The 23,595-nt window shown below is 61.5% G+C and carries 26 protein-coding genes; 20 read left to right on the top strand and 6 right to left on the bottom strand.

The window, feature by feature from the left end; translation table 11 throughout:
• The first annotated feature begins 102 nt into the window (after window positions 1-102).
• The 6 genes from AC1RUK_RS09265 to AC1RUK_RS09240 all read left to right on the top strand — a co-directional run bounded on the left by AC1RUK_RS09265 (window position 103) and on the right by AC1RUK_RS09240 (window position 5,288).
• Window positions 103-1,353, top strand: coding sequence for an NnrS family protein (locus tag AC1RUK_RS09265; RefSeq protein WP_481835858.1), 1,251 nt, complete (start codon window positions 103-105; stop codon window positions 1,351-1,353).
• A 133-nt stretch (window positions 1,354-1,486) separates the two neighbouring features.
• Window positions 1,487-1,933 carry a pseudoazurin gene (locus tag AC1RUK_RS09260; RefSeq protein WP_481835859.1) on the top strand — a complete coding sequence of 149 codons (447 nt, stop codon included), beginning with the start codon at window positions 1,487-1,489 and terminating at the stop codon, window positions 1,931-1,933.
• A 301-nt stretch (window positions 1,934-2,234) separates the two neighbouring features.
• Window positions 2,235-3,338, top strand: a complete 1,104-nt coding sequence (gene nirK, locus AC1RUK_RS09255) for a copper-containing nitrite reductase (protein ID WP_481840224.1) — start codon at window positions 2,235-2,237, stop codon at window positions 3,336-3,338.
• 72 nt (window positions 3,339-3,410) lie between these two features.
• Window positions 3,411-4,283 carry an SUMF1/EgtB/PvdO family nonheme iron enzyme gene (locus AC1RUK_RS09250; protein WP_481835861.1) on the top strand — a complete coding sequence of 291 codons (873 nt, stop codon included), beginning with the start codon at window positions 3,411-3,413 and terminating at the stop codon, window positions 4,281-4,283.
• Window positions 4,284-4,304: 21 nt separating this feature from the next.
• The gene (locus AC1RUK_RS09245) at window positions 4,305-4,754 is read left to right on the top strand and encodes a group III truncated hemoglobin (RefSeq protein WP_481839538.1); all 450 of its coding nucleotides are present in this window, start codon (window positions 4,305-4,307) and stop codon (window positions 4,752-4,754) included.
• A gap of 102 nt (window positions 4,755-4,856) precedes the next feature.
• Window positions 4,857-5,288 (top strand): potassium channel family protein, encoded by a 432-nt coding sequence (locus AC1RUK_RS09240; RefSeq protein WP_436172027.1) that lies wholly within the window; start codon window positions 4,857-4,859, stop codon window positions 5,286-5,288.
• A gap of 26 nt (window positions 5,289-5,314) precedes the next feature.
• Here AC1RUK_RS09240 and hemN read toward each other — a convergent pair whose 3' ends face one another.
• On the bottom strand, window positions 5,315-6,688 hold the full coding sequence (gene hemN, locus AC1RUK_RS09235) for an oxygen-independent coproporphyrinogen III oxidase (protein ID WP_481835862.1): 1,374 nt from the start codon (window positions 6,686-6,688) through the stop codon (window positions 5,315-5,317).
• 136 nt (window positions 6,689-6,824) lie between these two features.
• On the opposite strand from hemN, the gene AC1RUK_RS09230 reads away from it, so the two are divergent.
• Complete coding sequence (locus tag AC1RUK_RS09230; protein WP_481835863.1) at window positions 6,825-7,553, top strand: Crp/Fnr family transcriptional regulator; 729 nt, start codon at window positions 6,825-6,827, stop codon at window positions 7,551-7,553.
• A gap of 32 nt (window positions 7,554-7,585) precedes the next feature.
• Here AC1RUK_RS09230 and AC1RUK_RS09225 read toward each other — a convergent pair whose 3' ends face one another.
• Entirely contained in the window at window positions 7,586-8,002 is a 417-nt protein-coding gene (locus AC1RUK_RS09225; protein ID WP_481835864.1) for a hemerythrin domain-containing protein, read from the bottom strand.
• A gap of 248 nt (window positions 8,003-8,250) precedes the next feature.
• Between AC1RUK_RS09225 and ccoN the strand changes: the two genes are divergently transcribed.
• The 9 genes from ccoN to AC1RUK_RS09180 all read left to right on the top strand — a co-directional run bounded on the left by ccoN (window position 8,251) and on the right by AC1RUK_RS09180 (window position 17,083).
• Window positions 8,251-9,861, top strand: coding sequence for a cytochrome-c oxidase, cbb3-type subunit I (ccoN, locus tag AC1RUK_RS09220; RefSeq protein ID WP_481835865.1), 1,611 nt, complete (start codon window positions 8,251-8,253; stop codon window positions 9,859-9,861).
• Window positions 9,862-9,872: 11 nt separating this feature from the next.
• The gene (ccoO, locus tag AC1RUK_RS09215) at window positions 9,873-10,604 is read left to right on the top strand and encodes a cytochrome-c oxidase, cbb3-type subunit II (RefSeq protein ID WP_481835866.1); all 732 of its coding nucleotides are present in this window, start codon (window positions 9,873-9,875) and stop codon (window positions 10,602-10,604) included.
• 11 nt (window positions 10,605-10,615) lie between these two features.
• Complete coding sequence (locus AC1RUK_RS09210) at window positions 10,616-10,765, top strand: cbb3-type cytochrome c oxidase subunit 3 (protein WP_481835867.1); 150 nt, start codon at window positions 10,616-10,618, stop codon at window positions 10,763-10,765.
• Window positions 10,766-10,767: 2 nt separating this feature from the next.
• Window positions 10,768-11,631, top strand: coding sequence for a cytochrome-c oxidase, cbb3-type subunit III (ccoP, locus tag AC1RUK_RS09205; RefSeq protein WP_481835868.1), 864 nt, complete (start codon window positions 10,768-10,770; stop codon window positions 11,629-11,631).
• Between the two features lie 175 nt (window positions 11,632-11,806).
• Entirely contained in the window at window positions 11,807-13,366 is a 1,560-nt protein-coding gene (gene ccoG, locus AC1RUK_RS09200; RefSeq protein ID WP_481835869.1) for a cytochrome c oxidase accessory protein CcoG, read from the top strand.
• A complete protein-coding gene (locus tag AC1RUK_RS09195) occupies window positions 13,363-13,860 on the top strand; it encodes a FixH family protein (RefSeq protein ID WP_481835870.1) in 498 nt (165 codons plus the stop codon). The genes ccoG and AC1RUK_RS09195 overlap by 4 nt, the downstream gene beginning before the upstream one ends.
• Complete coding sequence (locus AC1RUK_RS09190) at window positions 13,857-16,148, top strand: heavy metal translocating P-type ATPase (RefSeq protein ID WP_481835871.1); 2,292 nt, start codon at window positions 13,857-13,859, stop codon at window positions 16,146-16,148. Before AC1RUK_RS09195 ends, AC1RUK_RS09190 begins: the two co-directional genes overlap by 4 nt.
• Window positions 16,145-16,297 (top strand): cbb3-type cytochrome oxidase assembly protein CcoS, encoded by a 153-nt coding sequence (ccoS, locus tag AC1RUK_RS09185; protein WP_481835872.1) that lies wholly within the window; start codon window positions 16,145-16,147, stop codon window positions 16,295-16,297. The genes AC1RUK_RS09190 and ccoS overlap by 4 nt, the downstream gene beginning before the upstream one ends.
• 87 nt (window positions 16,298-16,384) lie before the next feature.
• Window positions 16,385-17,083, top strand: coding sequence for a CBS domain-containing protein (locus AC1RUK_RS09180; RefSeq protein ID WP_481835873.1), 699 nt, complete (start codon window positions 16,385-16,387; stop codon window positions 17,081-17,083).
• A gap of 76 nt (window positions 17,084-17,159) precedes the next feature.
• Here AC1RUK_RS09180 and AC1RUK_RS09175 read toward each other — a convergent pair whose 3' ends face one another.
• The 3 genes from AC1RUK_RS09175 to AC1RUK_RS09165 all read right to left on the bottom strand — a co-directional run bounded on the left by AC1RUK_RS09175 (window position 17,160) and on the right by AC1RUK_RS09165 (window position 19,115).
• The gene (locus tag AC1RUK_RS09175; protein ID WP_481835874.1) at window positions 17,160-17,708 is read right to left on the bottom strand and encodes a hypothetical protein; all 549 of its coding nucleotides are present in this window, start codon (window positions 17,706-17,708) and stop codon (window positions 17,160-17,162) included.
• A gap of 82 nt (window positions 17,709-17,790) precedes the next feature.
• Window positions 17,791-18,126, bottom strand: a complete 336-nt coding sequence (locus AC1RUK_RS09170; RefSeq protein WP_436172040.1) for a DUF6455 family protein — start codon at window positions 18,124-18,126, stop codon at window positions 17,791-17,793.
• Between the two features lie 176 nt (window positions 18,127-18,302).
• Window positions 18,303-19,115: a universal stress protein gene (locus AC1RUK_RS09165; protein WP_481835875.1), complete on the bottom strand. Its 813-nt coding sequence runs from the start codon at window positions 19,113-19,115 to the stop codon at window positions 18,303-18,305.
• Window positions 19,116-19,366: 251 nt separating this feature from the next.
• On the opposite strand from AC1RUK_RS09165, the gene AC1RUK_RS09160 reads away from it, so the two are divergent.
• Window positions 19,367-20,857, top strand: coding sequence for a PAS domain S-box protein (locus AC1RUK_RS09160; protein WP_481839539.1), 1,491 nt, complete (start codon window positions 19,367-19,369; stop codon window positions 20,855-20,857).
• Window positions 20,844-21,458, top strand: a complete 615-nt coding sequence (gene fixJ, locus AC1RUK_RS09155; RefSeq protein WP_436172042.1) for a response regulator FixJ — start codon at window positions 20,844-20,846, stop codon at window positions 21,456-21,458. Before AC1RUK_RS09160 ends, fixJ begins: the two co-directional genes overlap by 14 nt.
• On the opposite strand, the gene AC1RUK_RS09150 is transcribed toward fixJ, so the two are convergent.
• Window positions 21,455-21,679, bottom strand: a complete 225-nt coding sequence (locus AC1RUK_RS09150) for a hypothetical protein (RefSeq protein ID WP_436172043.1) — start codon at window positions 21,677-21,679, stop codon at window positions 21,455-21,457. The genes fixJ and AC1RUK_RS09150 overlap by 4 nt on opposite strands.
• A gap of 180 nt (window positions 21,680-21,859) precedes the next feature.
• On the opposite strand from AC1RUK_RS09150, the gene AC1RUK_RS09145 reads away from it, so the two are divergent.
• On the top strand, window positions 21,860-22,306 hold the full coding sequence (locus tag AC1RUK_RS09145) for a pyridoxamine 5'-phosphate oxidase family protein (RefSeq protein WP_481835876.1): 447 nt from the start codon (window positions 21,860-21,862) through the stop codon (window positions 22,304-22,306).
• Window positions 22,307-22,316: 10 nt separating this feature from the next.
• Window positions 22,317-23,570, top strand: coding sequence for an MgtC/SapB family protein (locus AC1RUK_RS09140; protein WP_481835877.1), 1,254 nt, complete (start codon window positions 22,317-22,319; stop codon window positions 23,568-23,570).
• Window positions 23,571-23,595: the final 25 nt, after the last annotated feature.

Below are 23,595 nucleotides of genomic sequence, written 5' to 3'. Positions count from 1 at the left end.
AGCGGCAAATTTCCGTCTGCCAAGCCGGGATAGAACGACCGAAGTGGCAGCCGTCGATATGACCTGCCAGGGACACCTGTAATTTCTCTTTGAAGGAATGTCATGGCAATTCCACGCACTCGGCCAAGTGCCTATCCGGCAGTTCTCTCCTACGGCTTCCGGCCATTCTTTCTCCTCGGCTCCCTGCAGGCCGGCGCGGCGATCCTGTTCTGGCTGCCCTTGTTTTACGGCAGGCTCGCAACCTCCAGCGTCTTCTCGCCCGTGGATTGGCATGTCCACGAGTTGCTGTTTGGTTATCTGGCGGCAGTTGTGACGGGCTTCCTGCTGACTGCAATCCCGAACTGGACCGGACGTCTTCCCGTGCAGGGCCTTCCCCTGCTGGCGCTCGCATTGCTCTGGTGCGCGGGACGGTTCGTCGTCTCCTTTTCGGCGGACCTAGGCTGGTTGCTCGGCGCCGTCATAGACTGCGCTTTCCTTCTCGCGGTCGCCGTCGCCGCCGCAACGGAAATCATCGCCGGCCGAAACTGGCGAAACCTCAAGGTTCTGCTGCCTGTGACGGCGCTTCTGGCAGCGAACATGATGTTTCATGCCGAAGCGCACTATCAAGGCATGTCCGACATAAGCCGCCGCCTCGGTCTCGGCGCGGCGGTCGTCCTCATCATGATCATTGGCGGCCGTATCGTTCCTTCTTTCACCCGAAACTGGCTGGCGCGCAAGAAACCGGGGCGTCTGCCGGTCCCGTTCGGCAGGTTCGATGTGGGAACGATCGCGCTCTCTGCGGCCGGATTGATGGCCTGGGCCTTCTTTCCAGATAGTGCTGGCACAGGGGCGATGCTGATCGCGGGGGCGATCCTCAATGCCGTTCGGCTTGCCCGTTGGGCTGGAGACCGAACGCTGCGCGATCCCCTGGTGGTGATCCTGCACGTCGCGTTCGCCTTCGTTCCGATCGGTCTCTTGCTCGCCGGCCTTGCTATCTTCGTTCCTGGGAAAATCCCTGCAATAGCCGGCATTCATGCATTCGGCGTCGGAGCCGTGGCCTCTATGACGCTCGGCGTCATGACGCGAGCCACGCTCGGACACACAGGCCGCGACCTTCGGGCAAGCATCGGCACATGTGCGGTCTTTGTCGCGATCGTGGTTGCCGCCATTTTTCGCATCGCAGCTGCATTCGCTCCGGCGCAATCGATGCTCCTCCATACGTCGGCGGCGCTATGGATCGCGTCCTTCATCGGCTATGCGGGCCTGTTCGGCGGGATGCTCGTTCGACCACGTTTGCAAACGAGGCAGGTGAGAGCCGCCGTTTTGAGGCCGGAGATCGGCGGGAACCGGCTACCGATCGAACCGGATCCCTAGACCGGCAGCTCTCTCCGAGAATGTCTTGCACATTTCACACGCCAATTTGCGCCAGCGCAAATCATCAAGTCTCCCGGTCCAGTAGAAGAGCGCAACGGTTGATGCCGTGACGAACTCAAGAAAGGACATCCAAATGAAACTGCCCCTGATCGCCGCGGCCATCGCCCTGCTTTCTATCGCCGGCGCCGCAAATGCCGAAGAACACATCGTGCAGATGCTCAACAAGGGAGAAAAAGGTTCGATGGTTTTCCAGCCCGCCTTCGTTCGGGCGGCGCCCGGCGACACGATCAAGTTCGTGCCGACCGACAAGTCCCACAACGCCGAGAGCATCGAGGGCATGATTCCGGACGGCGCTGAAGCTTTCAAAGGCAAGCCGAATGCGGAAGTGACGGTGACCCTGAACCAGGAAGGTGTCTATGGCGTCAAATGCGCTCCACATTACGGCATGGGCATGGTGGCGCTGATCGTCGTCGGCAAGCCCGTCAACCTGGCAGCAGCGGAAGCCGTCAAGCAGGTCGGAAAGGCCAAACCCGTATTCGCCGAACTGTTCGCCGAAGCGACCAAGACTGCTTCCAACTGACCTGCTTTTCCCAGATGCCCTCCGGTTCGCGATCTTCCGGAGGCAGAGGCCGGACAGACCGGAGGAGCGGTCTGGTCCGGCCTATTTCATTCGGGACTTCGAGCCACAGAGCCGATCCCTTCCGCTCCAGGTTGATCTCCCACAGACGCGCCCTTCCCATCCGGTTCGGCGTTCGCGTCCATGCACCCGGTCTCCAAAATAGAAACCGTGCCAATACCATTGGGTTTGCGCTAGCGCAAAGACTTGGCCGGAGCCGAGACTATTCTGACGAAATCGAATGGCCGAAACCAAGGAGATGGAAATGCTTACGAGACGCGAAGCTTTGTTGGGAACTGTCCTTGCCGCAGCTGCGGTCGCAACCGTCGGTGCAATGCCCGCAGTGGCAAGTGCCAAGGACGTTGCCGGATTGCCCCGTGAAAAGGTGACCTTGGTCCCGCCGCCGTTCGTTCACGCTCATGACCAGGTCGCCAAGGGTGGTCCAAAGGTCGTCGAATTCACCATGACGATCGAGGAGAAGCCGATGGTCATCGATGCCGACGGCACGCAGCTCAACGCGATGACCTACAACGGCTCGGTTCCCGGTCCTTTGATGGTCGTGCATGAAGGCGACTATATCGAGCTGACACTGATCAATCCCGAGACCAATACGCTCGCCCACAACATCGATTTCCATGCTGCCACCGGCGCGCTCGGCGGCGGCGGACTGACGCTGGTCAATCCCGGCGAACAGGTCACGCTGCGCTTCAAGGCCACCCGGTCCGGAACGTTCGTCTATCACTGCGCACCCGGAGGATCGATGATCCCGTGGCACGTCGTGTCAGGGATGAGCGGTGCAGTGATGGTCCTGCCGCGTGACGGCCTCAAGGACGACAAGGGCAAGCCCATCCACTACGACCGCATCTACTACATCGGCGAGAACGACTTCTACATCCCGCGCGACGAGCAAGGGCAATTCAAGAAGTACGAGTTGGCCGGCGACAACTACGACGACACCATGAAGGTCATGCGCGGGCTGATCCCGACGCATGTGGTGTTCAACGGCAAGGCAGGTTCGCTGACCGGCGACAACGCCATGAAGGCGAAGGTCGGCGAAACGATATTGATCGTCCATTCGCAGGCCAACCGCGACACGCGTCCGCACCTGATCGGCGGTCATGGCGACTTTGTCTGGGAACAGGGCAAGTTCGCCAACCCTCCGGCCAAGGATCTGGAAACCTGGTTCATCCGCGGCGGATCGGCTGGGGCGGCGCTCTACACATTCCTGCAACCGGGTATCTATGCCTATGTGAACCACAATCTGATTGAGGCCGTTGAACTCGGCGCAAGCGCGCACTTCACGGTCGAAGGAACCTGGGACGACGATCTGATGATGCAGGTCGAAGCGCCCAAGGCAATTGCCTCGTAAACGGGAGATCCGATCCTCAGTGCAGCCCTGCGGCGAAGCCGAAGGGTTGCACTCGCGGCCGGACTTGATGCCATGTCCTTCGATCCTGTCTTCACCTTCGGAACAATCGGGGCTGCCGCGCTGATCGGCATGGGCATAACCCATGCGCTCGACGAGAGATCGTTGGAGGTCCTCCAACCGGTAGCCGTGAGCGAACTGGTTGCCCTGGGACCCGGCTCGTTTGATCACCAACTGCCTGGGGAATTCCTCAAGGAGAACCGTCCCGCCGCGGCGCCCACCGTGCAGGAAACCATCGATGCGCAACTGGAAATCATGAAGTACCAGGTTAGCGATTCGGAATATGGGCGGTGCGTGGCGGACGGCGCCTGCAAGCCCGCCGACTCACGCAGGAATGGCAACATTCCGGTCACCGGCGTCAGCCACATCGATGCTGAAACTTATGCGACCTGGCTGTCAGCCCGCACAGGCGAGGTATGGCGGCTGCCAACGGATGTCGAGTGGGCTTATGCCGCCGGCGAACGGTTCCGGGGTGACATCGAAGGCGGCGAAAGCGACCCGAACAACCCGGCGCGCCGGTGGCTGACACAGTACCGCCTGGAGGCAGCGCTCGGACGCAAACCTGATCCAGAGCCGAGGGCTCAAGGTGCCTTCGGCACCAATTCAAAAGGCCTGGCGGACGTTGCCGGAAATGTCTGGGAATGGACCTCGACATGTTATTCCCATGCCACGATTGATATGGATGGCAAGCGAACCGCGAGATCGATCGACAATTGCGGCGTGCACGCTGTCGAGGGCTTCCACCGCACCTACATGTCGAACTTCATCCGCGACGGAAAGAGCGGCGGTTGCGCTGTCGGCACGCCGCCCGACAATCTGGGTTTCCGGCTTGTCCGCGACCGACCCGGTCTTGTGCAGGTCGCCCTCCGGCGCCTGGGATTTTCCTGACAGCATGAACAAGAGTGCATGATGACGTTGAAACCAGCTTTGGCCGATCGGGCACGCCCGGTCGCGGAACAGCCTTTGAACCATGCCGGCGTCGATCGAGCCTCGATCGGAAAACTGGTCCGCGAATTCTACGCAAAGGTCAGGAGCGACGGGCGTCTGGGGCCGATTTTCGCGCGCGAAATCACCGGCGATTGGGAACCTCATCTCGAGAAAATGACGGACTTCTGGTGTTCCGTCATCCTGAAGAGCGGGGACTATCACGGACGCCCGGTGCCGGCGCACTTGAAACTCAAGGATGTCACCGAGGCCGATTTCGAGATCTGGCTGACCTTGTTCGCCAAGACGACGGCGGAACTCTTTGATCCGGAGCTGGCGGCGGTGTTTGTCGACAGAGCCGAGCGGATCGCAACAAGCCTGAAACTCGCGATGTTCTTTCGCCTCGCTCCCGCCGCAACGGTCGGTGGCGAATAGGCTTGCCTTGGCGAAAACTCGGCCGGTTGCCCCAAGCTCGAAAGGCCAACGCCTTTGATTTCGCGCAATGAAAAGCATCCCTCGAAATTCTAGTCTCCTGGCATGGCTCTCAATCTCTTCGTCGGTACTCTCGTCATAAGCCTGACGGTCCTCATTCACACCTTTGGCCTCATAGCAGTCACCCATGCGATGGGACATCTGGTGGCGCGATTTCGCATGCACGGACGACGAAGCCGGATCGTCGCAATGATCAGCGTGGTCATGGGCCTCTTCGCAGTCATGACGGCCGAGGTCTGGCTGTGGGCCGGTGTGTACCGCCAGCTCGGCGTTTTGCCGGACTTTGAGACCGCGCTTTATTTTTCGACCATCACCTTTTCGACGGTTGGCTATGGCGACGTGGTGCCGGCCCACGACTGGCGTGTCCTGGCGGCGCTGGAGGGCGTGAACGGGTTTCTTCTGATTGGTTGGTCGACTGCCTACCTGATCGCAGCCGGAACGCGCATCGGCCCGTTCAAGGCTGGCGAGCACTTTTAGAGCGACGATCGGCCCTGCCGTCTCGTTCAGACAGCCAGGGAATGTCTGCCCGTCCCGGTCTGAAGGTATTTGTCGAATTTCGCCGCCACAATCCTGACAAGCGGGCGGCTCTCCTGCGGCACGACGAAGTTTTCACCGTCGAGCAGAAGCAACCTGTCTGCGCCGTTGATGGCGAGACGGCTTGCTGCGGCCAAGAGTTTCTGCCCGACGTCGCCGAAGCGTTCGACCAGTTCGATCGCCGAAAAGGCGAAATGGCACATGAGGCGCTCGATGATCCATCCTCTCGCCAGATCATCGACGCTGAACTCGATACCGCGCGCCGTTGCCAACTGTCCCGAATTTACAGCCTTTTCGTACTCGCCCGTCGCAACGATGTTCTGTGCGTAACCTTGTCGGAACCGGCTGATCGACGATGGTCCAAGACCGATCAGGGTTTCGCAATTGTCTTCGGTATAGCCTTGGAAATTGCGGCGGATATTGCCAACGCGAGCTGCGATCGCGAGCCCATCGTCCGGCTTGGCGAAATGATCGAGCCCCAAGGCCTCATAGCCTGCATCGACGATCAGCCGCGCGGCGAGCTGCGATTGTGCCAGCCGTTCGGCAGAATCGGGCAGCCAGGCTTCATCGATCATCGTCTGATGTTTCTTGAACCATGGGACATGCGCATAGCCGAACAGGGCCAACCTGTCCGGTTCAAGTGTCAACGCCTGGGCGACGGTCGCGGCGACGCTCTCGAGGGTCTGGTGCGGCAGTCCGTAAAGCAGATCGAGGTTTACGGAATCCACGCCCCGCGCGCGCACCGCGTCCACCACGCTCTTGGTCAGCAGGAAGCTCTGTTCGCGATTGATGGCCTTCTGCACCTTGGGATCGAAATCCTGCACGCCAAGGCTCGCTCTTGTCATGCCGATCGCGGCGAAGGCGTCGAGGCGGCCCTCATCCATGTCGCTAGGATCGATTTCGACGCTGAGACCGGCATTGTCGAGAAAATCGAAGCGATCCCTCAGGGCTTTCCCAAGTGCCAGGATGTCCTCCGGCTTTAGCATGGTCGGCGAGCCACCACCGAAGTGAACGGCGCACACCCTGCCCTTCCCGCTCACAAGGTCACCGACCGTCTCGATCTCCTTATGCAACGAGCGCAGGAAAGTTGCCACGGGCGCATAGTGCCGTGTCTGCTTGGTGTGGCAGGCGCAGAACCAGCACAACCTGTCGCAGTACGGAATATGCAGGTATAGCGATATCTCATCATCGCCTTCGAGCGCGTTCATCCAGCCGCGAACCGTTATGGCGTCGACACCAGGGTGGAAGTGCGGGGCGGTCGGATAACTTGTATAGCGCGGGACGGTCTCGCCCAGGCTAGCGGTCGAGATCGTGCGCGTATCGTTGGCTGCTGTCTGTTGCATGGCGGGCAATCTGCCCGTGCCGCGATGACGAAGCCTTGATTTCAATCAAGGCGGCCGGGGCACGGACAAACTGACGCAATAAATATCGCGAGGCAGCGGTGGTATCTTGCCGGCATGTTTGATCCCGGACGACGAAATGACCATCAGACAGGACGTTCACAGTGCCAGCATCCCCGTGCTTTGCCAGTCCTGCGAGGCACGGCACCGCGGTGTCTGCGGCGCGCTTGATCCCGACCAGCTTGTCGGGCTCGCCAAGACCTCGTCTAGGCATAGGATCGAGCCGGGGGTCGAACTGGTCGGCGACGCTGAGACCGTCGACAGCTATTCGAACGTGCTGTCCGGCGTGGTGAAGCTGACGAAGAGCCTTTCGGACGGACGCCAGCAGATTGTCGGCCTCCAGTTCGCGCCAGACTTTCTAGGAAGGCCGTTCAAGGCGGAAAGCGAGATGAACGCGGAAGCGGCTACGGCCGTTTCCCTTTGTTCGTTTCCGAAGACCGCCATCGAACGGATGATGAAGGAATCGCCGCAGCTGGAGCATCGCCTGCTCAGGCAAGCGCTGGACGAACTCGACGAAGCGCGTGACTGGATGGTGACGCTGGGGCGCAAGACCGCGTCCGAGAAGGTGGCGAGCTTCCTGCTGATGATCGCGAGGAACATCGATCCCGCGGTTGACCTGGCCGCCAACGCGGCGACTTTCGAACTTCCACTGACACGCGCCGATATCGCGGATTTCCTCGGTCTGACGATCGAGACGGTGAGCCGCCAGTTGACCAGGCTGCGAACCGACGGCGTGATCCGGATCGAGAACAACCGGCATGTGACGGTGGACAATCTGAGCCGGCTGGAGCAGCGCTCCGGCGCCTAGACCCGGCGGCGCAGTCGGCACCCATCGCGGATCTAGCCTGGATCGACAATCCCGATCTTCGGCAAGACGTGCTCGCGTTCAAACGCGATGTGCCGTCGCAGGCCCTCGAAGAAGCCGCGCAGCATGAAGCCGACGGCTTCGGCATTGTCGACCGCCTTGCCATGGCCGATTGCCAGCAGAATCTCCGTAACTTCGCCAGCAAAGCATTCGTCTTCGACATGCTCGGCGCGCAGTCGGCGGGTTGAGGCAAGATTGGCTTCTCCGCCGCTTACGGCCGCCTCATAAGCCGGAAAGATGATCGTCTCTTCATAGTGATGGATGTCGCGCAGCAACGGGATGATGGCGTTGGCCGCGCCCAGGCATTTCAGCCGATCGACGCGCGGCAAGCCATCTGCGATCTTCTCCAGGGCCTCGCAAAGCCGCAGCTTTTCCCTGTGCGCTCGCTTCATCACCGCAGCCGGGATCGCCTCTCTGCCCGATCGATCCGCAGGCGTCGCGTTTTCGCTGCGCGTTTCGAACAACGGCGGTCCTCGCTCCCCGTTCAATGACAGTCTCCCGCTTCCCTGGCCTGACCGACGCTGCCCAATCCAAAACGAAGCAGCTTTGACCTGGATCAAGGCGACCCGGAAGCAACTGCGGAATTGGTGTCGATGCGGATCGATGTCCGCGAACCGGAATCCAAGGTCGGGGACATGCCATGAAATTCGGCACGGAAATTGTCTTGTTATGCTTCTTCACCTTCCTGGCGCTGGTGGCGGCCGGCTTTGGTGTCGACGAGCCTTTCCGGCAGCACATGTGGGTGCTGTTCTTCGTGCTGCTCGGCTTCGTCGTTGTCCTTCTGCGCAACACCAGCTTTGCAGCATCCGCCCCGATTGATCCCTCGGCCTATATGGATGGGCCGGTCCGCTACGGCGCCATCGCCACCATGTTCTGGGGCGTCGTCGGCATGCTCGTCGGCGTGGTCATTGCGCTGCAGCTTACCTACCCGGATCTCAACATCGAGCCCTGGTTCAATTTCGGCCGCCTGCGGCCGCTGCACACATCCGGTGTTGTCTTTGCTTTCGGCGGCAACGCGCTGCTTTGCACGTCATTGTATGTCGTACAGCGCACCTGCCGCGCCCGGCTCTTCGGCGGCGACCTCGCCTGGTTCGTGTTCTGGGGCTATCAGCTTTTCATCGTCATGGCCGCGACCGGCTATCTGCTCGGCATCACCGAGAGCCGCGAATACGCCGAACCCGAATGGTATGTGGACCTCTGGCTGACCATCGTTTGGGTCGCCTACCTCCTGCTCTTCCTTGGCACCATCCTGAGGCGCAAGGAACCGCACATCTACGTCGCCAACTGGTTCTACCTGTCCTTCATTGTGACCATCGCGATGCTGCATGTGGTCAACAACCTGTCGATGCCCGCGTCCTTCCTGGGCTCGAAGAGCTACTCCGCCTTCTCCGGTGTCCAGGACGCCCTGACGCAATGGTGGTACGGCCACAATGCCGTCGGCTTCTTCCTGACCGCCGGCTTCCTCGGCATGATGTATTATTTCGTGCCCAAGCAGGCGAACCGGCCGGTCTATTCCTACCGGCTGTCGATCATCCACTTCTGGGCGATCATCTTTCTCTACATCTGGGCAGGGCCGCATCACCTGCACTACACCGCCCTGCCCGACTGGGCGCAAACGCTCGGCATGGTGTTTTCGATCATGCTCTGGATGCCTTCCTGGGGCGGCATGATCAATGGCCTGATGACGCTGTCCGGCGCCTGGGACAAGATCCGTACCGATCCGATCATCCGCATGATGGTGATGGCCATCGCCTTCTACGGCATGTCGACCTTCGAAGGTCCCATGATGTCGATCAAGGCGGTCAACTCGCTGTCCCACTATACGGACTGGACCATCGGCCACGTCCATTCCGGCGCGCTCGGCTGGGTCGGCATGATCTCGTTCGGCGCGATCTATTACATGGTGCCGAAGCTTTGGAACCGCGAGCGGCTCTATTCGCTGCGGCTCGTCACCTGGCACTTCTGGTTGGCGACACTCGGCATCGTCGTCTACGCGGCGGTGATGTGGGTCTCCGGCATCATGCAGGGCCTGATGTGGCGCGAATACGATGAACAGGGCTTCCTGGTCTACTCGTTCGCCGAAACCGTAGCCGCCATGCATCCCTACTACGTCATGCGTGCCGCAGGCGGCGCCATGTATCTCGCCGGTGCGCTCATCATGGCCTGGAACATCGCCATGACCATCCTCGGATACCAGCGCGAAGAACTACCGATGCCGGGTTCCGTGCCCGCCCTCCAGCCTGCCGAATAAGGAGCCAGACAATGGGCTTGATGGACAGACACGCAATCATCGAGAAGAACGCCACGCTTCTTCTCGTTGGCTCGCTGCTCGTGGTGACGGTCGGCGGTATCGTCGAGATCGCGCCGCTCTTCTACCTCGACAACACGATCGAGAAGGTCGAAGGCATGCGGCCCTATTCGCCGCTCGAGCTCGCAGGCCGCAACATCTATGTGCGCGAAGGCTGTTACCTCTGCCACAGCCAGATGATCAGGCCTTTCCGCGACGAAGTCGAGCGTTACGGCCATTACAGCCTGGCGGCCGAGTCCATGTACGACCACCCGTTCCAATGGGGTTCGAAACGTACCGGCCCTGACCTTGCCCGGGTCGGCGACCGCTACTCCAACGAATGGCACGTCCAGCATCTTGCCGACCCGCGCTCGGTGGTGCCGGAATCGATCATGCCGAGCTATGCCTTCCTGAAGGACACGCAGATCGAGGTGAAGGATTTCTCGACGCACCTGGCTGCGAACGCGCGCGTTGGCGTCCCCTACTCCGATGACATGATCGCCAGCGCCAATGCCGATGTGATCGCACAGGCCGACCCGAGTGCCGACACATCCGGCCTGGAGAAACGTTATCCGAAGGCCAGGATCGGTGACTTCGACGGCAATCCGCAGCAGGTCACCGAGATGGATGCGCTGGTCGCCTATCTCCAGATGCTCGGCACGCTGGTCGATTTCAAGACCTACGACGAAGCCGCCGGTTACCGCTGAGGAGAATGACCATGGATTACAACCTCATGCGGGAGTTCGCCGATAGCTGGGCGCTGCTCGCAATGGCTCTCTTCTTCGTAGGATGCATTGCTTTCGCGCTCCGCCCCGGCAGTCGCAGGCTGAGCGAAGAGGCCGCCCGAATTCCTCTCAAGGACGACTGATCATGAGCAAAGACGATATCGATGACGTCTCGGGCATCTCGACGACCGGCCATGAGTGGGACGGCATCAAGGAACTCAACAACCCCCTTCCCCGCTGGTGGGTGATAACCTTCTACATCACCATCGCCTGGGCGGCCGGCTACACCATCGCCTATCCGGCATGGCCGATGCTGTCTTCCGCGACGAAGGGAGTGCTCGGCTATTCCAGCCGCAACGATGTCAAGAATGACCTGGCGGCTGCCGAAGCCTCCAAAGGCAAGTATGTCGCCGCCATCCAGGCGAAGACCGTCTCCGAGATTGCTGCTGACGACGCGCTGCGCGAATTCGCGGTCGCGGCCGGTGGTGCCGCGTTCAAGGTCAACTGCGTGCAGTGCCACGGCTCGGGCGCCCAAGGCTCAGCCGGCTTTCCCAACCTCAATGACGACGAATGGCTGTGGGGTGGCAGCGCAGAGCAGATCCAGCAGACGATCACGCACGGCATCCGCTTCGCCTCGGATCCCGATACGCGCCAGTCCGAGATGCCAGCCTTTGGCGACATCATCACGCCGGAGCAGGCCACGCAGGTCAGTACCTATGTCGCCAGCCTCTCCGGCCCGGTTCACGATGCAAGTCTGATCGAGCCCGGCGCCAAGGTTTTCGCGGAAAATTGCGTGGCCTGCCATGGCGCCAACGCAAAAGGCAACAAGGAGTTTGGCGCGCCCGACCTGACTGATGCGATCTGGTTCTACGGATCCGGCGAAACAGCGATCGCCGCCCAGGTCCGCGCGCCGAAACACGGCGTGATGCCGGCCTGGATCGGTCGCCTCGGAGAGACCAAGGTCAAGGAGCTGGCTGTCTACGTCCATTCGCTTGGCGGCGGAGAATAGGAGGCGGGGCCTGTTCTCGGCCCTCGGTCGCCCAAGCGACGAGGCCCGGCCAAATGCCGGGCCTCGATTTTTTTTCCGACATCTGAAGATTGACCTGCATCAACGCGACGCGACCCGCCCCACGGCAAGAATGCTCACACGGGCAGGATCATCGGTTGCGCGAGTGGAGATAGTGGTGCTGGATCAGACACAAATAGAGCGGTTCGAAGCCGAAGCGGTCAATTCCGCCAGGATCAGGCAGCCGCTCTATGCCCCGCGCAAGAAGATCTTCCCCAAGCGCGCCTCAGGCAGCTTTCGCCGCTTCAAATGGCTGGTGATGGCGATCACGCTGGGCATCTACTACCTGACGCCCTGGTTGCGGTGGGATCGCGGGGCGTTTGCCCCCGACCAGGCTGTGCTGCTCGATCTTGCCAATCGCCGCTTCTACTTCTTCTTCATCGAGATCTGGCCGCAGGAATTCTACTATGTCGCCGGCCTTCTGATGATGGCCGGCATCGGTCTTTTCCTGATCACGTCCACCGTCGGCCGGGCGTGGTGCGGCTATACCTGTCCACAAACCGTGTGGGTCGACTTGTTTCTCGTGGTAGAGCGGGCGATTGAAGGCGATCGCAACGCCCGCATGAAGCTCGATGCCGGCCCCTGGACGGCGCGCAAACTGGTGCTGCGCGTAACCAAGCACGCCATCTGGGTGGTCATTGCGGTAGCCACCGGCGGCGCCTGGATCTTCTATTTCGCCGACGCGCCGACACTGATCGGCCAGGTCGTCACCGGCACCGCCGCGCCGGTCGCCTACGTGACGATCAGCGTGCTGACGGCGACCACCTACACATTCGGCGGGCTGATGCGCGAGCAGGTCTGCACCTACATGTGCCCTTGGCCGCGCATCCAGGCTGCCATGCTCGACGAGAATTCGCTCACCGTGACCTACAACGACTGGCGCGGCGAGCCTCGTTCGCGTCATGCCAAGAAGGTCCGGGCGGCCGGCCAGCCTGTCGGCGATTGCGTCGACTGCAATGCCTGTGTCGCCGTCTGCCCGATGGGGATCGACATTCGCGATGGCCAGCAGCTCGAATGCATCACATGCGCGCTCTGCATCGACGCCTGCGACGGCGTCATGGACAAGCTTGGCAAGGAGCGCGGGCTGATCTCCTATGCGACATTGTCCGACTACAACGCCAACATGGCGGTGGCGACCGCGGGCGGTTCCTCCCCGGTGAACCCCTCCCTTGTCAGGACGGATGAAGGCAAGTTTTCTGACAGATTGGCGCATTTCCATATTCGCAAGATTTTCCGCTTGCGCACCTTCATCTATCTGGGCGCCTGGTCGGCGGTCGGGCTCGCGCTGCTCTATTCGCTGCTGACCCGTGAGCGGCTGGAGCTCAACGTCCTGCACGATCGCAACCCGCAATTCGTGACGCTCTCCGATGGCTCGATCCGCAACGGCTACACCGTCAAGCTGCTCAACATGATCCCCGAGCCAAGGATGATCGTCGTCACCTTGCAAGGCCTGCCGGGCGCCGAGATGAGCGCGGTCGGCGTCGATCTTCCTCCCGCACGGTCCTTCGCCACCCTGGCCGATCCCGACCGGTTGAAGACGCTGAAGGTTTTCGTGCGCCAACCGGCGGATCAGATCGAGGGAACAGCGCAGAGCTTCACGTTCCGGATCGAGGATAAGGCAGGGCTCGAGTCCGCCGAATACATAGCCACCTTCAATGCTCCGGAGATCGCCAAATGAGCGCTCATTCGCCGAAATCCCGCGAATTCACCGGCAGGCACATGCTGTTCATCATTCTCGGCTTCTTCGGGGTGGTGATTGGCGTCAATCTGGCCATGGCGACGCTGGCCAGCAAGAGCTGGACTGGCCTCGTCGTCGAAAACACCTATGTCGCCAGCCAGCAGTTCAACCGAAAAGCGGAGGAAGGACGTGCGCAAGCGGCACTCGGCTGGACCGGCAAACTGACGATCGCATGGGGCGAGGTCCACTACGGCCTCAGCGATGCCGCCGGCAAGCCCGTTCCCCTGCGCGCCGTGAAGGTTCTGTTTCGTCACCCCGCCTACGAGGCAGAGGACAAGGCCGTCACTCTGGCCTCTGTTGCGGGCCAGGAATTTGCCGCGCAACACACGCCGAGAGATGGCGTCTGGATTGTCGAAATCGACGCCGATGCCGGTCTCGCGGAACCCTATCGCGACGTCCGTAGAATCATGATTTCCCATGGAGCGCTGCAATGAGCTGTTGTGCACCGGGCGCTGAAATGGCGTTGGACCTGGAAAGCAGCATATCCGCCCTGCCATCCAGCCAAGAAGTCAGGCTGGCGAGCCGATCGCTTGGCGACGATCTTCGCCAGACCGATCTTTCGGTGCCGACGGTTCATTGCGCTGCCTGCATCCAGACGATCGAGACCGCGCTTGCAAAGCTCGACCGCGTCGAGGGCGCGCGCGTCAACTTGTCGACGAAACGGGTGTCGGTCCGGTGGCGCGGCGAGGAGGTTCCATCATTCGTCGCCGCGCTTGGACGGCTGGGCTATGACGCGCACCTGTTCGATCCAGAGGCTGCCGGCAAGGACAAGACGCTCTCGGAACTGATCCGCGCCGTCGCCGTTGCCGGCTTTGCCGCGGGCAACATCATGCTGCTTTCGGTCTCGGTCTGGTCCGGCGCTGAAGGTGCGACCCGGGACCTCTTCCATTGGGTCTCGGCATTGATCGCCATCCCGGCGCTTGCCTTCGCCGGCGGCATCTATTTCCGCTCTGCCTGGAATGCGCTGCGCCACGGCCGCATGAACATGGACGTGCCGATCGCGGTCGGGGTCTCTCTTGCCTATGCCATGAGCCTCTACGAGACGATGACCCACGGCGAGCACGCCTATTTCGACGCATCGGTGTCGCTACTGTTCTTCCTGCTGATTGGCCGCACGCTGGATCACGTGATGCGCGAGCGGGCACGGACGGCGGTCAATGGACTGGCGCGGCTGGCGGCACGCGGCGCCATGGTGCTGCGCCATGACGGCAGCAACGACTACCTGCCTGTCGAGGAGATCCAACCGGGCATGCAGCTGCTGGTCGCTGCCGGCGAAAGGGTGCCTGTCGACGGCAGGATCATTCGAGGAACGTCGGACCTCGACTGCTCGCTGGTTTCCGGCGAAAGCACGCCGAGAACCGTGGCGTCCGGGGAACAGGTTCAGGCCGGCACGCTCAATCTTACCGGTCCGCTGACCATCGAGGCGACCGCTGCCGCAAAAGAATCCTTCCTGGCGGAAATGGTCCGGCTGATGGAGGCCGCCGAAGGCGGTCGTGCGCACTACCGCCGGATCGCCGACCGCGTCTCGGCGCTCTACGCGCCGGTGGTCCATCTCACCGCCTTCGTGACGTTCCTTGGCTGGATGGCGGCAGCCGGCGACTGGCACCAGGCAGTGACGATCGCCATTGCCGTCCTCATCATCACATGCCCATGTGCGCTCGGCCTCGCCGTGCCGATCGTGCAAGTGGTCGCGGCGCGCCGCCTGTTCGAAGCTGGCGTCATGGTCAAGGACGGATCGGCCATGGAGCGCCTGGCAGCGATCGACATCGCGGTGTTCGACAAGACCGGCACTCTCACGCTCGGCCAGCCCAGGCTGGTCAACGCGTCGTCCATCGATCCGGCGATGCTGGCGATGGCAGCCGACATGGCCGCGCATTCCCGTCACCCGTTCTCAAAGGCCATAGCCGCCTTCGCAGGATTTGCCGGCCAGCCGAAGCTGGACGCTGTCAGCGAGCACCCGGGTCTCGGCATCGAAGCCACAACCGCGGACAGCACATGGCGTCTTGGCCGGCGCGGCTGGGCCGGATGGAAAGCTCGGACCGGTGGCGAAGGCAAATATGGTGGCTTCGGCGGGACGGTGCTTTCGCAGAATGGGATGATCGTCGCATCCTTCACATTCGAAGACGCGACGCGCTCCGATGCCAGGGCGGCGGTCGGGCAATTGAAGGATGTCGGCGTGTCGGTCGAGATGCTGTCCGGTGATATCGCCAATGCCTGTGGCGAGGTTGCGAGGACGTTGGACATCGAGAGCTTCACGCCGGCGCTGCTTCCCTCCGGCAAGGTCGAGCGGATCGAAGCCCTGACCAACGCGGGCCACAAGGTTCTGATGGTGGGCGACGGGCTTAACGACACGCCAGCCCTCGGGGCCGCGCACGTCTCGATCGCGCCGGCAACCGCCGCCGATGTCGGACGCAATGCCGCCGATTTCGTCTTCCTGCGCGAAAGCCTCCTGGCGGTGCCCCTCGCCCTCGACATCTCGCGCAAGGCTGGGCGGCTGATCCGCCAGAACCTTGCCATTGCGATCGTCTACAACGCCGTTGCCGTGCCGATCGCCATTCTCGGCCATGTCACGCCGCTGATCGCGGCGATCGCGATGTCCGCCTCCTCGCTGCTGGTGATCGCAAACGCGCTGCGGCTGCAGGGGTCTGGGCCGCACGCCCCAGCAAGAAGCGCCGCGCCTGACAGGCGCTCCGACATCGGCGCGCTGGCACGATCCTCATGACGACGCTCACCTACCTCATTCCTGTGGCCCTATTCCTCGGCGCGCTTGGGCTGTCCGGGTTCCTTTGGGCGCTGAGGAGCGGTCAATACGAGGATCTCGACGGCGCGGCGGAGCGGATTCTGATCGACCGGGACGACCAGCAAAAGTGACGTCTGGTTGTCGAAAGTGATGCAGATCAAGGCACGTCCCTAACAGGACATCGATAATGGCCCCCATAGATGTCGGAGGAGTCAGGCATGCAAGCCAAAGCCATAATGAGCGCACCGGTCATCGGAATTGAACCAACGGCATCGATTTCCGATGCGGCAGGGTTGATGTTCTCCAAAAAGATCAGCGGCCTTCCGGTCATTCGCAGCAACGGCACGCTGGTCGGCATTGTCAGCGAGGGCGATTTCCTGTGCCGGGGAGAGCTCGGCACCAGGCGCAAGCGCTCGCGTTGGCTGGAGTTTCTTGTCAGCCCCGGAAGAGCCGCCGAAGAATACGTTCAAGCCAACGGACGGCGTATCGAGGAGGTGATGACGGCGGATGTCGTCACGGCATCCCTTGGCGCATCGCTGCCCGAGATGGTCGAGCTGATGACGCGCCATCACGTCAAACGCGTTCCGGTCGTCGACGGTGGCAAGGTTGTCGGCATCGTCACCCGCTCCGATCTTCTGCGAGCATTGCTCCGTGTCCTGCCGGACGCTGGCTCGACAGTCATTGACGACGATCAGATCCGACAGACCATCCTTGCCGAGCTTGCGAGGCAGAAATGGGCCGGCAAGGACATGATCGACGTGACCGTGGACCAAGGAATGGTGGAACTGAGCGGTGCGATCTTCGACGAACGCGAGCGCCAGGCAGCCATCGTCGCCGCCGAAAACGTCGCCGGCGTCAGGGCCGTCAAGGATAACCTTTTCTGCGCGGGGCCGCTGTCGGTGGTGCTTGTCTCTTAGTTCAGCACTACAAGAATTTGCGGACTCCGCATCGAGTGACCCCAACATTCGAATTGGAAGAATGTCCGCGTTGAACCTAAGTCGCAGCTACCGCTATTAATGGTCGAAGCAACAACAAGGCGAATGCGATAAGCACCGCGCCCGCGACCCTGTCTGCCATCTCTCTGCTTCCGTTCAGCCGCCTACCGAGCAAAAGCCACATCGACCCGGTGGCAGCTGTGGTCACCAAAAGTACAATCCAGAAGAAGCCCAGTTCGTACGGCCTCGCGTCCACCGGCACGATTGCCAGACAATAGATAAAGGCTTTCGGATTGAGGGCAGTAGTTACTATAACAGAAAGGCTATCCCCGTCTTCGGATGCGTCGATCTGGTCGCTGCCTATCAGGCGCAGGCCAAGAATTACGAGCCATAGGGCCGCGACCAGCTCAAGTACCTGGATGGCGCCGGATGGCAGCAAGGGTCGCAGCGAAAACCAGCAGGCTGCCGCGATCCCGTATCCGCAGGCCTGTGCGACCAGGAGTGCAATCGCCTTCTCTCGCTTGGCCGCACCCGCCATCAAAAGAGCATTGGTTGGCCCGGGCGCAATAAAGAGCAGAAATGCTTCTAGAAGAAATAGATTGTCCAAACTGCCTGGTCCCATGGGATGCAAATCTATCGGCATAAGTTCCGTTTGCGTCGACCCGTCAGACGCATCTGTGGTGACCTTTCTAGCGTTGGCCGGCTCCGTGTTGAAGCCGTGCGATCAAGTCGCGGTTGCGGCAGTAATCCGGCGGATCATCGGCATGCTGGTGTTCGTCGAGCCAGGTCGCGCATTCGTCCTGATGGCCGCAGGAGCGGCAGCGGTCCACCGCCCGATTGGTGACGGCTGCATGGTCCGCCACGACCTTCAATTGTCTGTCGACGCCGAGCCTCTGCATCATGCGGCCCATCAAGGCCGTCCTGGCGTCAATCGAAATCAGGTAGTCGAGAAACGTCATGTCGTTCACTCCTGCATTTTGGCAATCATTGCTACGTTGGCGGCAGACGACATTGATCTCGGTCAACAGGATGCTCCGTTACCGACTCGAGCAGTGGAACTTGCAAGCGGTTGCGTTGACGGTTGCCGACTTCAGAGCGCGAAAGCAGCGCCATCTTTGACGAAAGCGAGCGCGCCGGATGGGGCTAATTCCTGCCGTCGACTAGAGCGCGCTTGGCTTCGGTGAATGTGGTTCGACGGACCTTAATACGACAGGAAGCGATTGACGCCGTTGTCTTGGATCAGCGTGCGGGTGACGCCGCCGAAAGCCCATTCCCGTAGGCGGCTATGGCCGTAGGCACCGGAGACGATCAGGTCGGCATGGATCGAGCGCGCAAACGTCAGCAGCCGGTCGCCATCAGCCTCGCCAGTGAGCAGTTCGGTTCGTGGCATGATGCCATGGTTTTCGAGATAAGCCGCGATGTCGGCGAGGCTGCCGCGGACGCTTTCGTCGCGGTCGTTATCGATGGTGGCGACGATGACCTCGTTGGCCCCGGCCAGGAAAGGCAATGCATCCGCTATCGCCCGTCGCGCCTCCCTGGTGTCTTTCCAGGCGACCAGCACGGTCTTTGCCAAAACATGTTCGACATTGCTTGCGGCAACGAGGACTGGCCGGCCTGTGCCGAGAGCAAGGCTGCCGATATCCACGGCACGGTAGACATTTTCTCCATCCCCACCGCCGGTAACGATGAGGTCGGCGGCTCGGGCGGAGATGCTCAGGAAGCGGGTTGGACTGCTGACCGCTTGGCCCCATTCGCTGCTCACCGATGCCGGAACCAATCGCTCGAATTCGTCCCGCAGTCCGGCAAGCCGCTTTTCGATCTCGGTTCGCTGGATCTGCATGACCTCGCCTTCGTAGACCATACCGTTGCCTGTGGCGACCAGCGGTGGAACGTCTGCGGCAGCCAGGCCGTAAAGGTGGGCGCCGAAGCGCTCGGCCAATTCTACGCCCAACTTCACGATGGGCGCAGGAGCCGCGTCTATGGCAAGGTTCACGATAATTGACTTGTAGGACATTGCAGGGCCTTTGGTTGAAGCGATGGAATGCCCAATGAATTGCATTCAACGGCGCCCAGTGCGTTGATGCGCGTCAAAGAACCCGCCAATTGCATCCGAAAAACGTCGACCTCGATCCGTTTTGCTTGTGCGGCGAGGAGTGATAATTAGCCGTTGTTGCAGACGTCCGGACCCAAGGACCTCAGGTGAGCCAAAACGAAGCGCCTATTTTGTCGGCCGACCGGACGATCCTGAAATCAGTCCTGTCACAAATGTTCGAGCAGGCACCCGGCTTCATGGCGCTCATGCGTGAGCCTGACCATGTCTTCGAACTGACCAATGCCGCTTACCAACGGCTGATCGGCGACAGGCGGGTGATTGGACAGTCGGTGCGCGAGGCACTTCCCGAGCTTGAAGGTCAAGGGTTCTTCGAGCAGCTGGACCATGTGTACAGGACCGGCGAGCCATACAGGGGCCAAGGTGTGAAGGTCGGCCTTCGCAACAAGGACGACGAGCCGGTAGAAGAGCGCATCCTGGATTTCGTCTACCAGCCGATCAAAGCCGACGACGGCCGCGTCAGCGCGATCTTCGTCGAAGGCACGGATGTCAGCGAACTCTCCTTTGCGAACGCCGCGCTTCGGCTGCGTGAGGACCATTTGCGTTCGATCCTGGCAACGGTGCCCGACGCAATGGTCGTCATCGACGAACAAGCCCGCATTCAATCTTTCAGCACGGCTGCCGAGACGTTATTCGGCTACCAGTCCAGTGAAGTCATAGGTCAGAATGTCAGCCTGCTGATGCCGTCACCCTATCGCGACGAGCATGACGCCTACCTGCAGCGCTACCTGACGACCGGAGAGCGCCGCATCATCGGACTCGGTCGCACGGTCACGGGGATGCGCAAGGATGGCTCGACCTTTCCCATGGAGCTTTCCGTCGGCGAGATGCATCCGGGAACCGGACGCTTCTTTACGGGCTTCTGTCGCGACCTGACCGAACGCCACCGTGCAGAGGCAAGAATACAGGAGCAGCAGCAAGAGCTTCTCCACATGGCGCGGTTTACCGCGCTCGGCGAAATGGCTTCGACCCTGGCGCATGAGATCAACCAGCCGCTGACGGCGATCACGAACTACCTCAGGGGCAGCCGCCGGCTTCTCGAAAGAAGCACGGAAGAGAACGCGCCGATGTTGAGGGAGGCTGTGGAAAAGGCGGCGGAACAGGCCTTGCGGGCAGGAGATGTGATCCGCCACCTTCGCGACTTCGTCGCGAGAGGCGAAAGCGAGCGTCAGGTCGAACGCCTGCCAGCCTTGATCGAAGAAGCCGCGTCACTGGCCCTGGTCGGCGCACGGGAAATAGACGTGCACGTCAGCTACCGGTTTGATCCTGCAGCCGAGCTGGTCCTGACCGACCGCATCCAGATACAGCAGGTTCTGCTCAACCTGATGCGTAATGCGGTCGAGGCCATGCAAGGTGCCCCACGCCGTGAACTGCACGTCGTGACCGTCGCTCGGGACGACGGGATGGCCGAGGTGAGCGTGATCGATACCGGCACTGGTCTTGCGCCCGAGGTCTCGGCCCAGCTCTTCCAGCCGTTCGTCACCACCAAGAAGCAAGGGATGGGTGTCGGCCTGTCAATTTGCCGTACCATCGTCGAATCACATGGCGGCCACATATGGGCCGAGCCAATGCCGGCCGGAGGAACCGCCTTTCGGTTCACGTTGCGTATCGTTGAGAAGGAAGAAGTCGCCAATGGCCGGCAATGATCTTGTGCATGTGGTCGACGATGACGTCGAGGTTCGCAAGTCGCTTGGTTTTCTTCTGGCGACCGCCGACTTTGCCGTACGCCTGCACGAATCCGCGACAGCCTTTCTTGCCACGGCGACCGACGATATCGACGGCTGCATCGTCACCGATGTGCGCATGCCGGGTATCGACGGCATCGAGTTCCTGCGGCAGCTCAGAGCACGCGGGCACAGGCTTCCGGTCATTGTCATGACGGGCCATGCCGATGTGGCGCTCGCCGTTCAGGCGATGAAGGAAGGAGCCGCGGATTTCATCGAGAAGCCTTTCGACGACGAGATCCTGATCGATGCGATCCGCTCGGCGTTGGATAGTCGGAACCAGGCGAATGCAGCGCACCCACAATCCGCGGAAATCAACGGCCGTCTATCGACGCTGTCAGAGCGGGAGCGGCAGGTGCTGGACGGGCTGGTGTCGGGCCTGCCGAACAAGACGATCGCTTACGATCTCGGAATCAGCCCGCGCACGGTCGAAATTCATCGCGCCAACGTCATGAGCAAGATGAGTGCAAGCAGCCTGTCGCATCTCGTGCGCATGGCACTGATCGTGGAAGCCAAAGCCTAGGGACGGTCGCCAAAGCCGTCGCTGTTGCTGGCCGCAAACCGCTCCGGCGCCCAGTCGCGCCAATGGGTCGGACCGATGTCGATGCGTGCGCCCGTCGCGGCATTCTTCCAGCCCTCCGTCCCTCGCACGCAGGGAAATACGAGCGCATGCTCGCCCTCCTCGTCGAAGACGGCCAGTTCGAGACTGCGACCAAACGGAGCGCTTAGGATTGGCTTCCACATCCCCCTAGGATGCGCAGAGACAGCAAGCGCGCCTTGATCTGAATCATTTTCCGAAATTGCCGGATGCGCGACTATGCGCTTCGCCGCCTGTGAGCCGGAGCGAGAGCACCGGGATTGCCATGATTCAAAGCGGCAGCAACAGCGACACGGGATGGCCGCGAGAAGAAGGACATCGCAGCGATGCTGATCCGCACACTTTCTGCCCTGGAATGTACGAGATTGCTGACGGCAAATCGTGTCGGCCGCCTGGCGTGCGCGAAGGACGGGCAGCCCTACGTCGTGCCGTTGTACTATGCGCACGCAGACAACCATCTCTATGCGTTTTCAATGCCTGGCAAGAAGATCGACTGGATGCGAGCTAACCCGCTGGTATCGGTCCAAGTCGATGAGCGAGGCCAAGGCCGAGGTTGGAGGAGCGTTATTGTCGACGGCTCCTACGAAGAACTGCCTGACCGGGTCGGTCACAAGCTTCAGCGCGATCATGCTTGGTCAGTGCTGAGCAAGCATCCCGACTGGTGGGAGCCAGGCGCCCTCAAGCCGGTGATACCTCCGATTTCGGACAGCGCGCCGCATATCTTCTTTCGAATCCTGATCCAGCAGGTATCAGGCAGGGAAGCGAGCGAGTAAACAGCCTCCCATGGATCCGCTCATCGCCCGGCTGGGACTGGCCTTGGCAATTGGCCTGCTCGTCGGACTGGAGCGTGGCTGGCGGGAGCGGGATGCTCCCGACCGCAGCCGCACGGCCGGAATTCGCACTTTCGGCATATCCGGCCTGCTCGGCGGTATTCTCGCTGCCCTGGCGGAAGCGCTTAGCGCGGTGTCGGTGCTGGTGGGGGGATTTGTCGCCTTCGCCGCGATCTTTGCGTGGTACAAGGCGCGCGAGGCGGCTCATGACGAGGATTTCAGTGTTACGGGAGTGATCGCCGCGCTCGGCGTTTTCGCACTCGGTGCGCTTTCGGTTGTTGGTGACTACCGGGTTTCAGCTGCCGGAGGGGCTGCACTTGCGGCGGTCCTTGCCAGTCGCGAGATCCTGCACGGGCTCTTGAAGCGACTGACCTGGATCGAACTGCGTTCGGCACTGATCCTGGCGGTGATGACGGCGATCGTCTTGCCCTTGCTGCCAAACCGGACGATGGATCCCTGGGGCGGCTTCAACCCTTGGGAAATCTGGTTCCTGACGGTGCTGATGGCATCGATTTCGTTCGCCGGCTACGTTGCCGTCCGCGTTCTCGGAACCACACGCGGTCTGCTTGTCAGTTCGCTCGTCGGAGCAATCGTGTCGTCCACTGCGGTGACAGCAGCGCTCGCCCGCAACGCCACATCGGCGGGCAATGCTCTGCCGCTCGCCGGGGCGGCTTCGCTGGCTGCGATGGTTTCGGTGCTCCGCGTCTGCGCCGTGGTTCTGATCATCGAGCCCGGCGTGTTCGTGTCGGTCGGCATCCCGGCGATTGCTGCCGCGCTCATTTTCGCTGCCTGCGGCGCACTCCTATTGATCCGCGAACGCGGAGATCCGAAAAGCAGTGGATTGGCACGCAACCCATTCGAACTGGGCCCGCTGCTGCTGTTCGCCCTGTTCTTCGCAGTTGTCGCGACCGCGAACGCCGCATTCGCTGCTCAATTCGGCAGCCGTGGTTTGCTGGCGACCTCAGCACTGGCGGGCACGTTCGATGTTGATGTCTCGGTGCTCGGTGCGTTGCGTCTGGTCAGGCAGTCGGTCCCTGTCGAGACCATTGGTGAGGCGGTGTTGGCAGCGCTGGCGGCAAATGCGATCGGCCGCCTGTCACTGGCGGTATTTGCCGGCCCGATCAGGTTCTGGCTGCCGCTGGCCGGCGCAACTCTGATGGCAGTCGCCGCCGGCTATTTCGCCATGGCGCTGCTGTCTGGCGTCTGAGCCCAGGTCTCCACCACGTCTGTGA

It is taken from the genome of Mesorhizobium monacense (assembly GCF_056781675.1).
Note: the sequence above shows the minus strand (reverse complement) of the source record. Positions and strands in the feature narration are given on the sequence as shown.

Bases quoted from the DNA above. Each gene is read 5' to 3' on its own strand.
- AC1RUK_RS09265 (WP_481835858.1), top strand. From the start codon at position 103: ATGGCAATTCCACGCACTCGGCCAAGTGCCTATCCGGCAGTTCTCTCC.
- AC1RUK_RS09260 (WP_481835859.1), top strand. From the start codon at position 1,487: ATGAAACTGCCCCTGATCGCCGCGGCCATCGCCCTGCTTTCTATCGCC.
- nirK (WP_481840224.1), top strand. From the start codon at position 2,235: ATGCTTACGAGACGCGAAGCTTTGTTGGGAACTGTCCTTGCCGCAGCT.
- AC1RUK_RS09250 (WP_481835861.1), top strand. From the start codon at position 3,411: ATGTCCTTCGATCCTGTCTTCACCTTCGGAACAATCGGGGCTGCCGCG.
- AC1RUK_RS09245 (WP_481839538.1), top strand. From the start codon at position 4,305: ATGACGTTGAAACCAGCTTTGGCCGATCGGGCACGCCCGGTCGCGGAA.
- AC1RUK_RS09240 (WP_436172027.1), top strand. From the start codon at position 4,857: ATGGCTCTCAATCTCTTCGTCGGTACTCTCGTCATAAGCCTGACGGTC.
- hemN (WP_481835862.1), bottom strand. From the start codon at position 6,688: ATGCAACAGACAGCAGCCAACGATACGCGCACGATCTCGACCGCTAGC.
- AC1RUK_RS09230 (WP_481835863.1), top strand. From the start codon at position 6,825: ATGACCATCAGACAGGACGTTCACAGTGCCAGCATCCCCGTGCTTTGC.
- AC1RUK_RS09225 (WP_481835864.1), bottom strand. From the start codon at position 8,002: ATGAAGCGAGCGCACAGGGAAAAGCTGCGGCTTTGCGAGGCCCTGGAG.
- ccoN (WP_481835865.1), top strand. From the start codon at position 8,251: ATGAAATTCGGCACGGAAATTGTCTTGTTATGCTTCTTCACCTTCCTG.
- ccoO (WP_481835866.1), top strand. From the start codon at position 9,873: ATGGGCTTGATGGACAGACACGCAATCATCGAGAAGAACGCCACGCTT.
- AC1RUK_RS09210 (WP_481835867.1), top strand. From the start codon at position 10,616: ATGGATTACAACCTCATGCGGGAGTTCGCCGATAGCTGGGCGCTGCTC.
- ccoP (WP_481835868.1), top strand. From the start codon at position 10,768: ATGAGCAAAGACGATATCGATGACGTCTCGGGCATCTCGACGACCGGC.
- AC1RUK_RS09195 (WP_481835870.1), top strand. From the start codon at position 13,363: ATGAGCGCTCATTCGCCGAAATCCCGCGAATTCACCGGCAGGCACATG.
- AC1RUK_RS09190 (WP_481835871.1), top strand. From the start codon at position 13,857: ATGAGCTGTTGTGCACCGGGCGCTGAAATGGCGTTGGACCTGGAAAGC.
- ccoS (WP_481835872.1), top strand. From the start codon at position 16,145: ATGACGACGCTCACCTACCTCATTCCTGTGGCCCTATTCCTCGGCGCG.
- AC1RUK_RS09180 (WP_481835873.1), top strand. From the start codon at position 16,385: ATGCAAGCCAAAGCCATAATGAGCGCACCGGTCATCGGAATTGAACCA.
- AC1RUK_RS09165 (WP_481835875.1), bottom strand. From the start codon at position 19,115: ATGTCCTACAAGTCAATTATCGTGAACCTTGCCATAGACGCGGCTCCT.
- AC1RUK_RS09160 (WP_481839539.1), top strand. From the start codon at position 19,367: ATGTTCGAGCAGGCACCCGGCTTCATGGCGCTCATGCGTGAGCCTGAC.
- fixJ (WP_436172042.1), top strand. From the start codon at position 20,844: ATGGCCGGCAATGATCTTGTGCATGTGGTCGACGATGACGTCGAGGTT.
- AC1RUK_RS09150 (WP_436172043.1), bottom strand. From the start codon at position 21,679: ATGTGGAAGCCAATCCTAAGCGCTCCGTTTGGTCGCAGTCTCGAACTG.
- AC1RUK_RS09145 (WP_481835876.1), top strand. From the start codon at position 21,860: ATGCTGATCCGCACACTTTCTGCCCTGGAATGTACGAGATTGCTGACG.
- AC1RUK_RS09140 (WP_481835877.1), top strand. From the start codon at position 22,317: ATGGATCCGCTCATCGCCCGGCTGGGACTGGCCTTGGCAATTGGCCTG.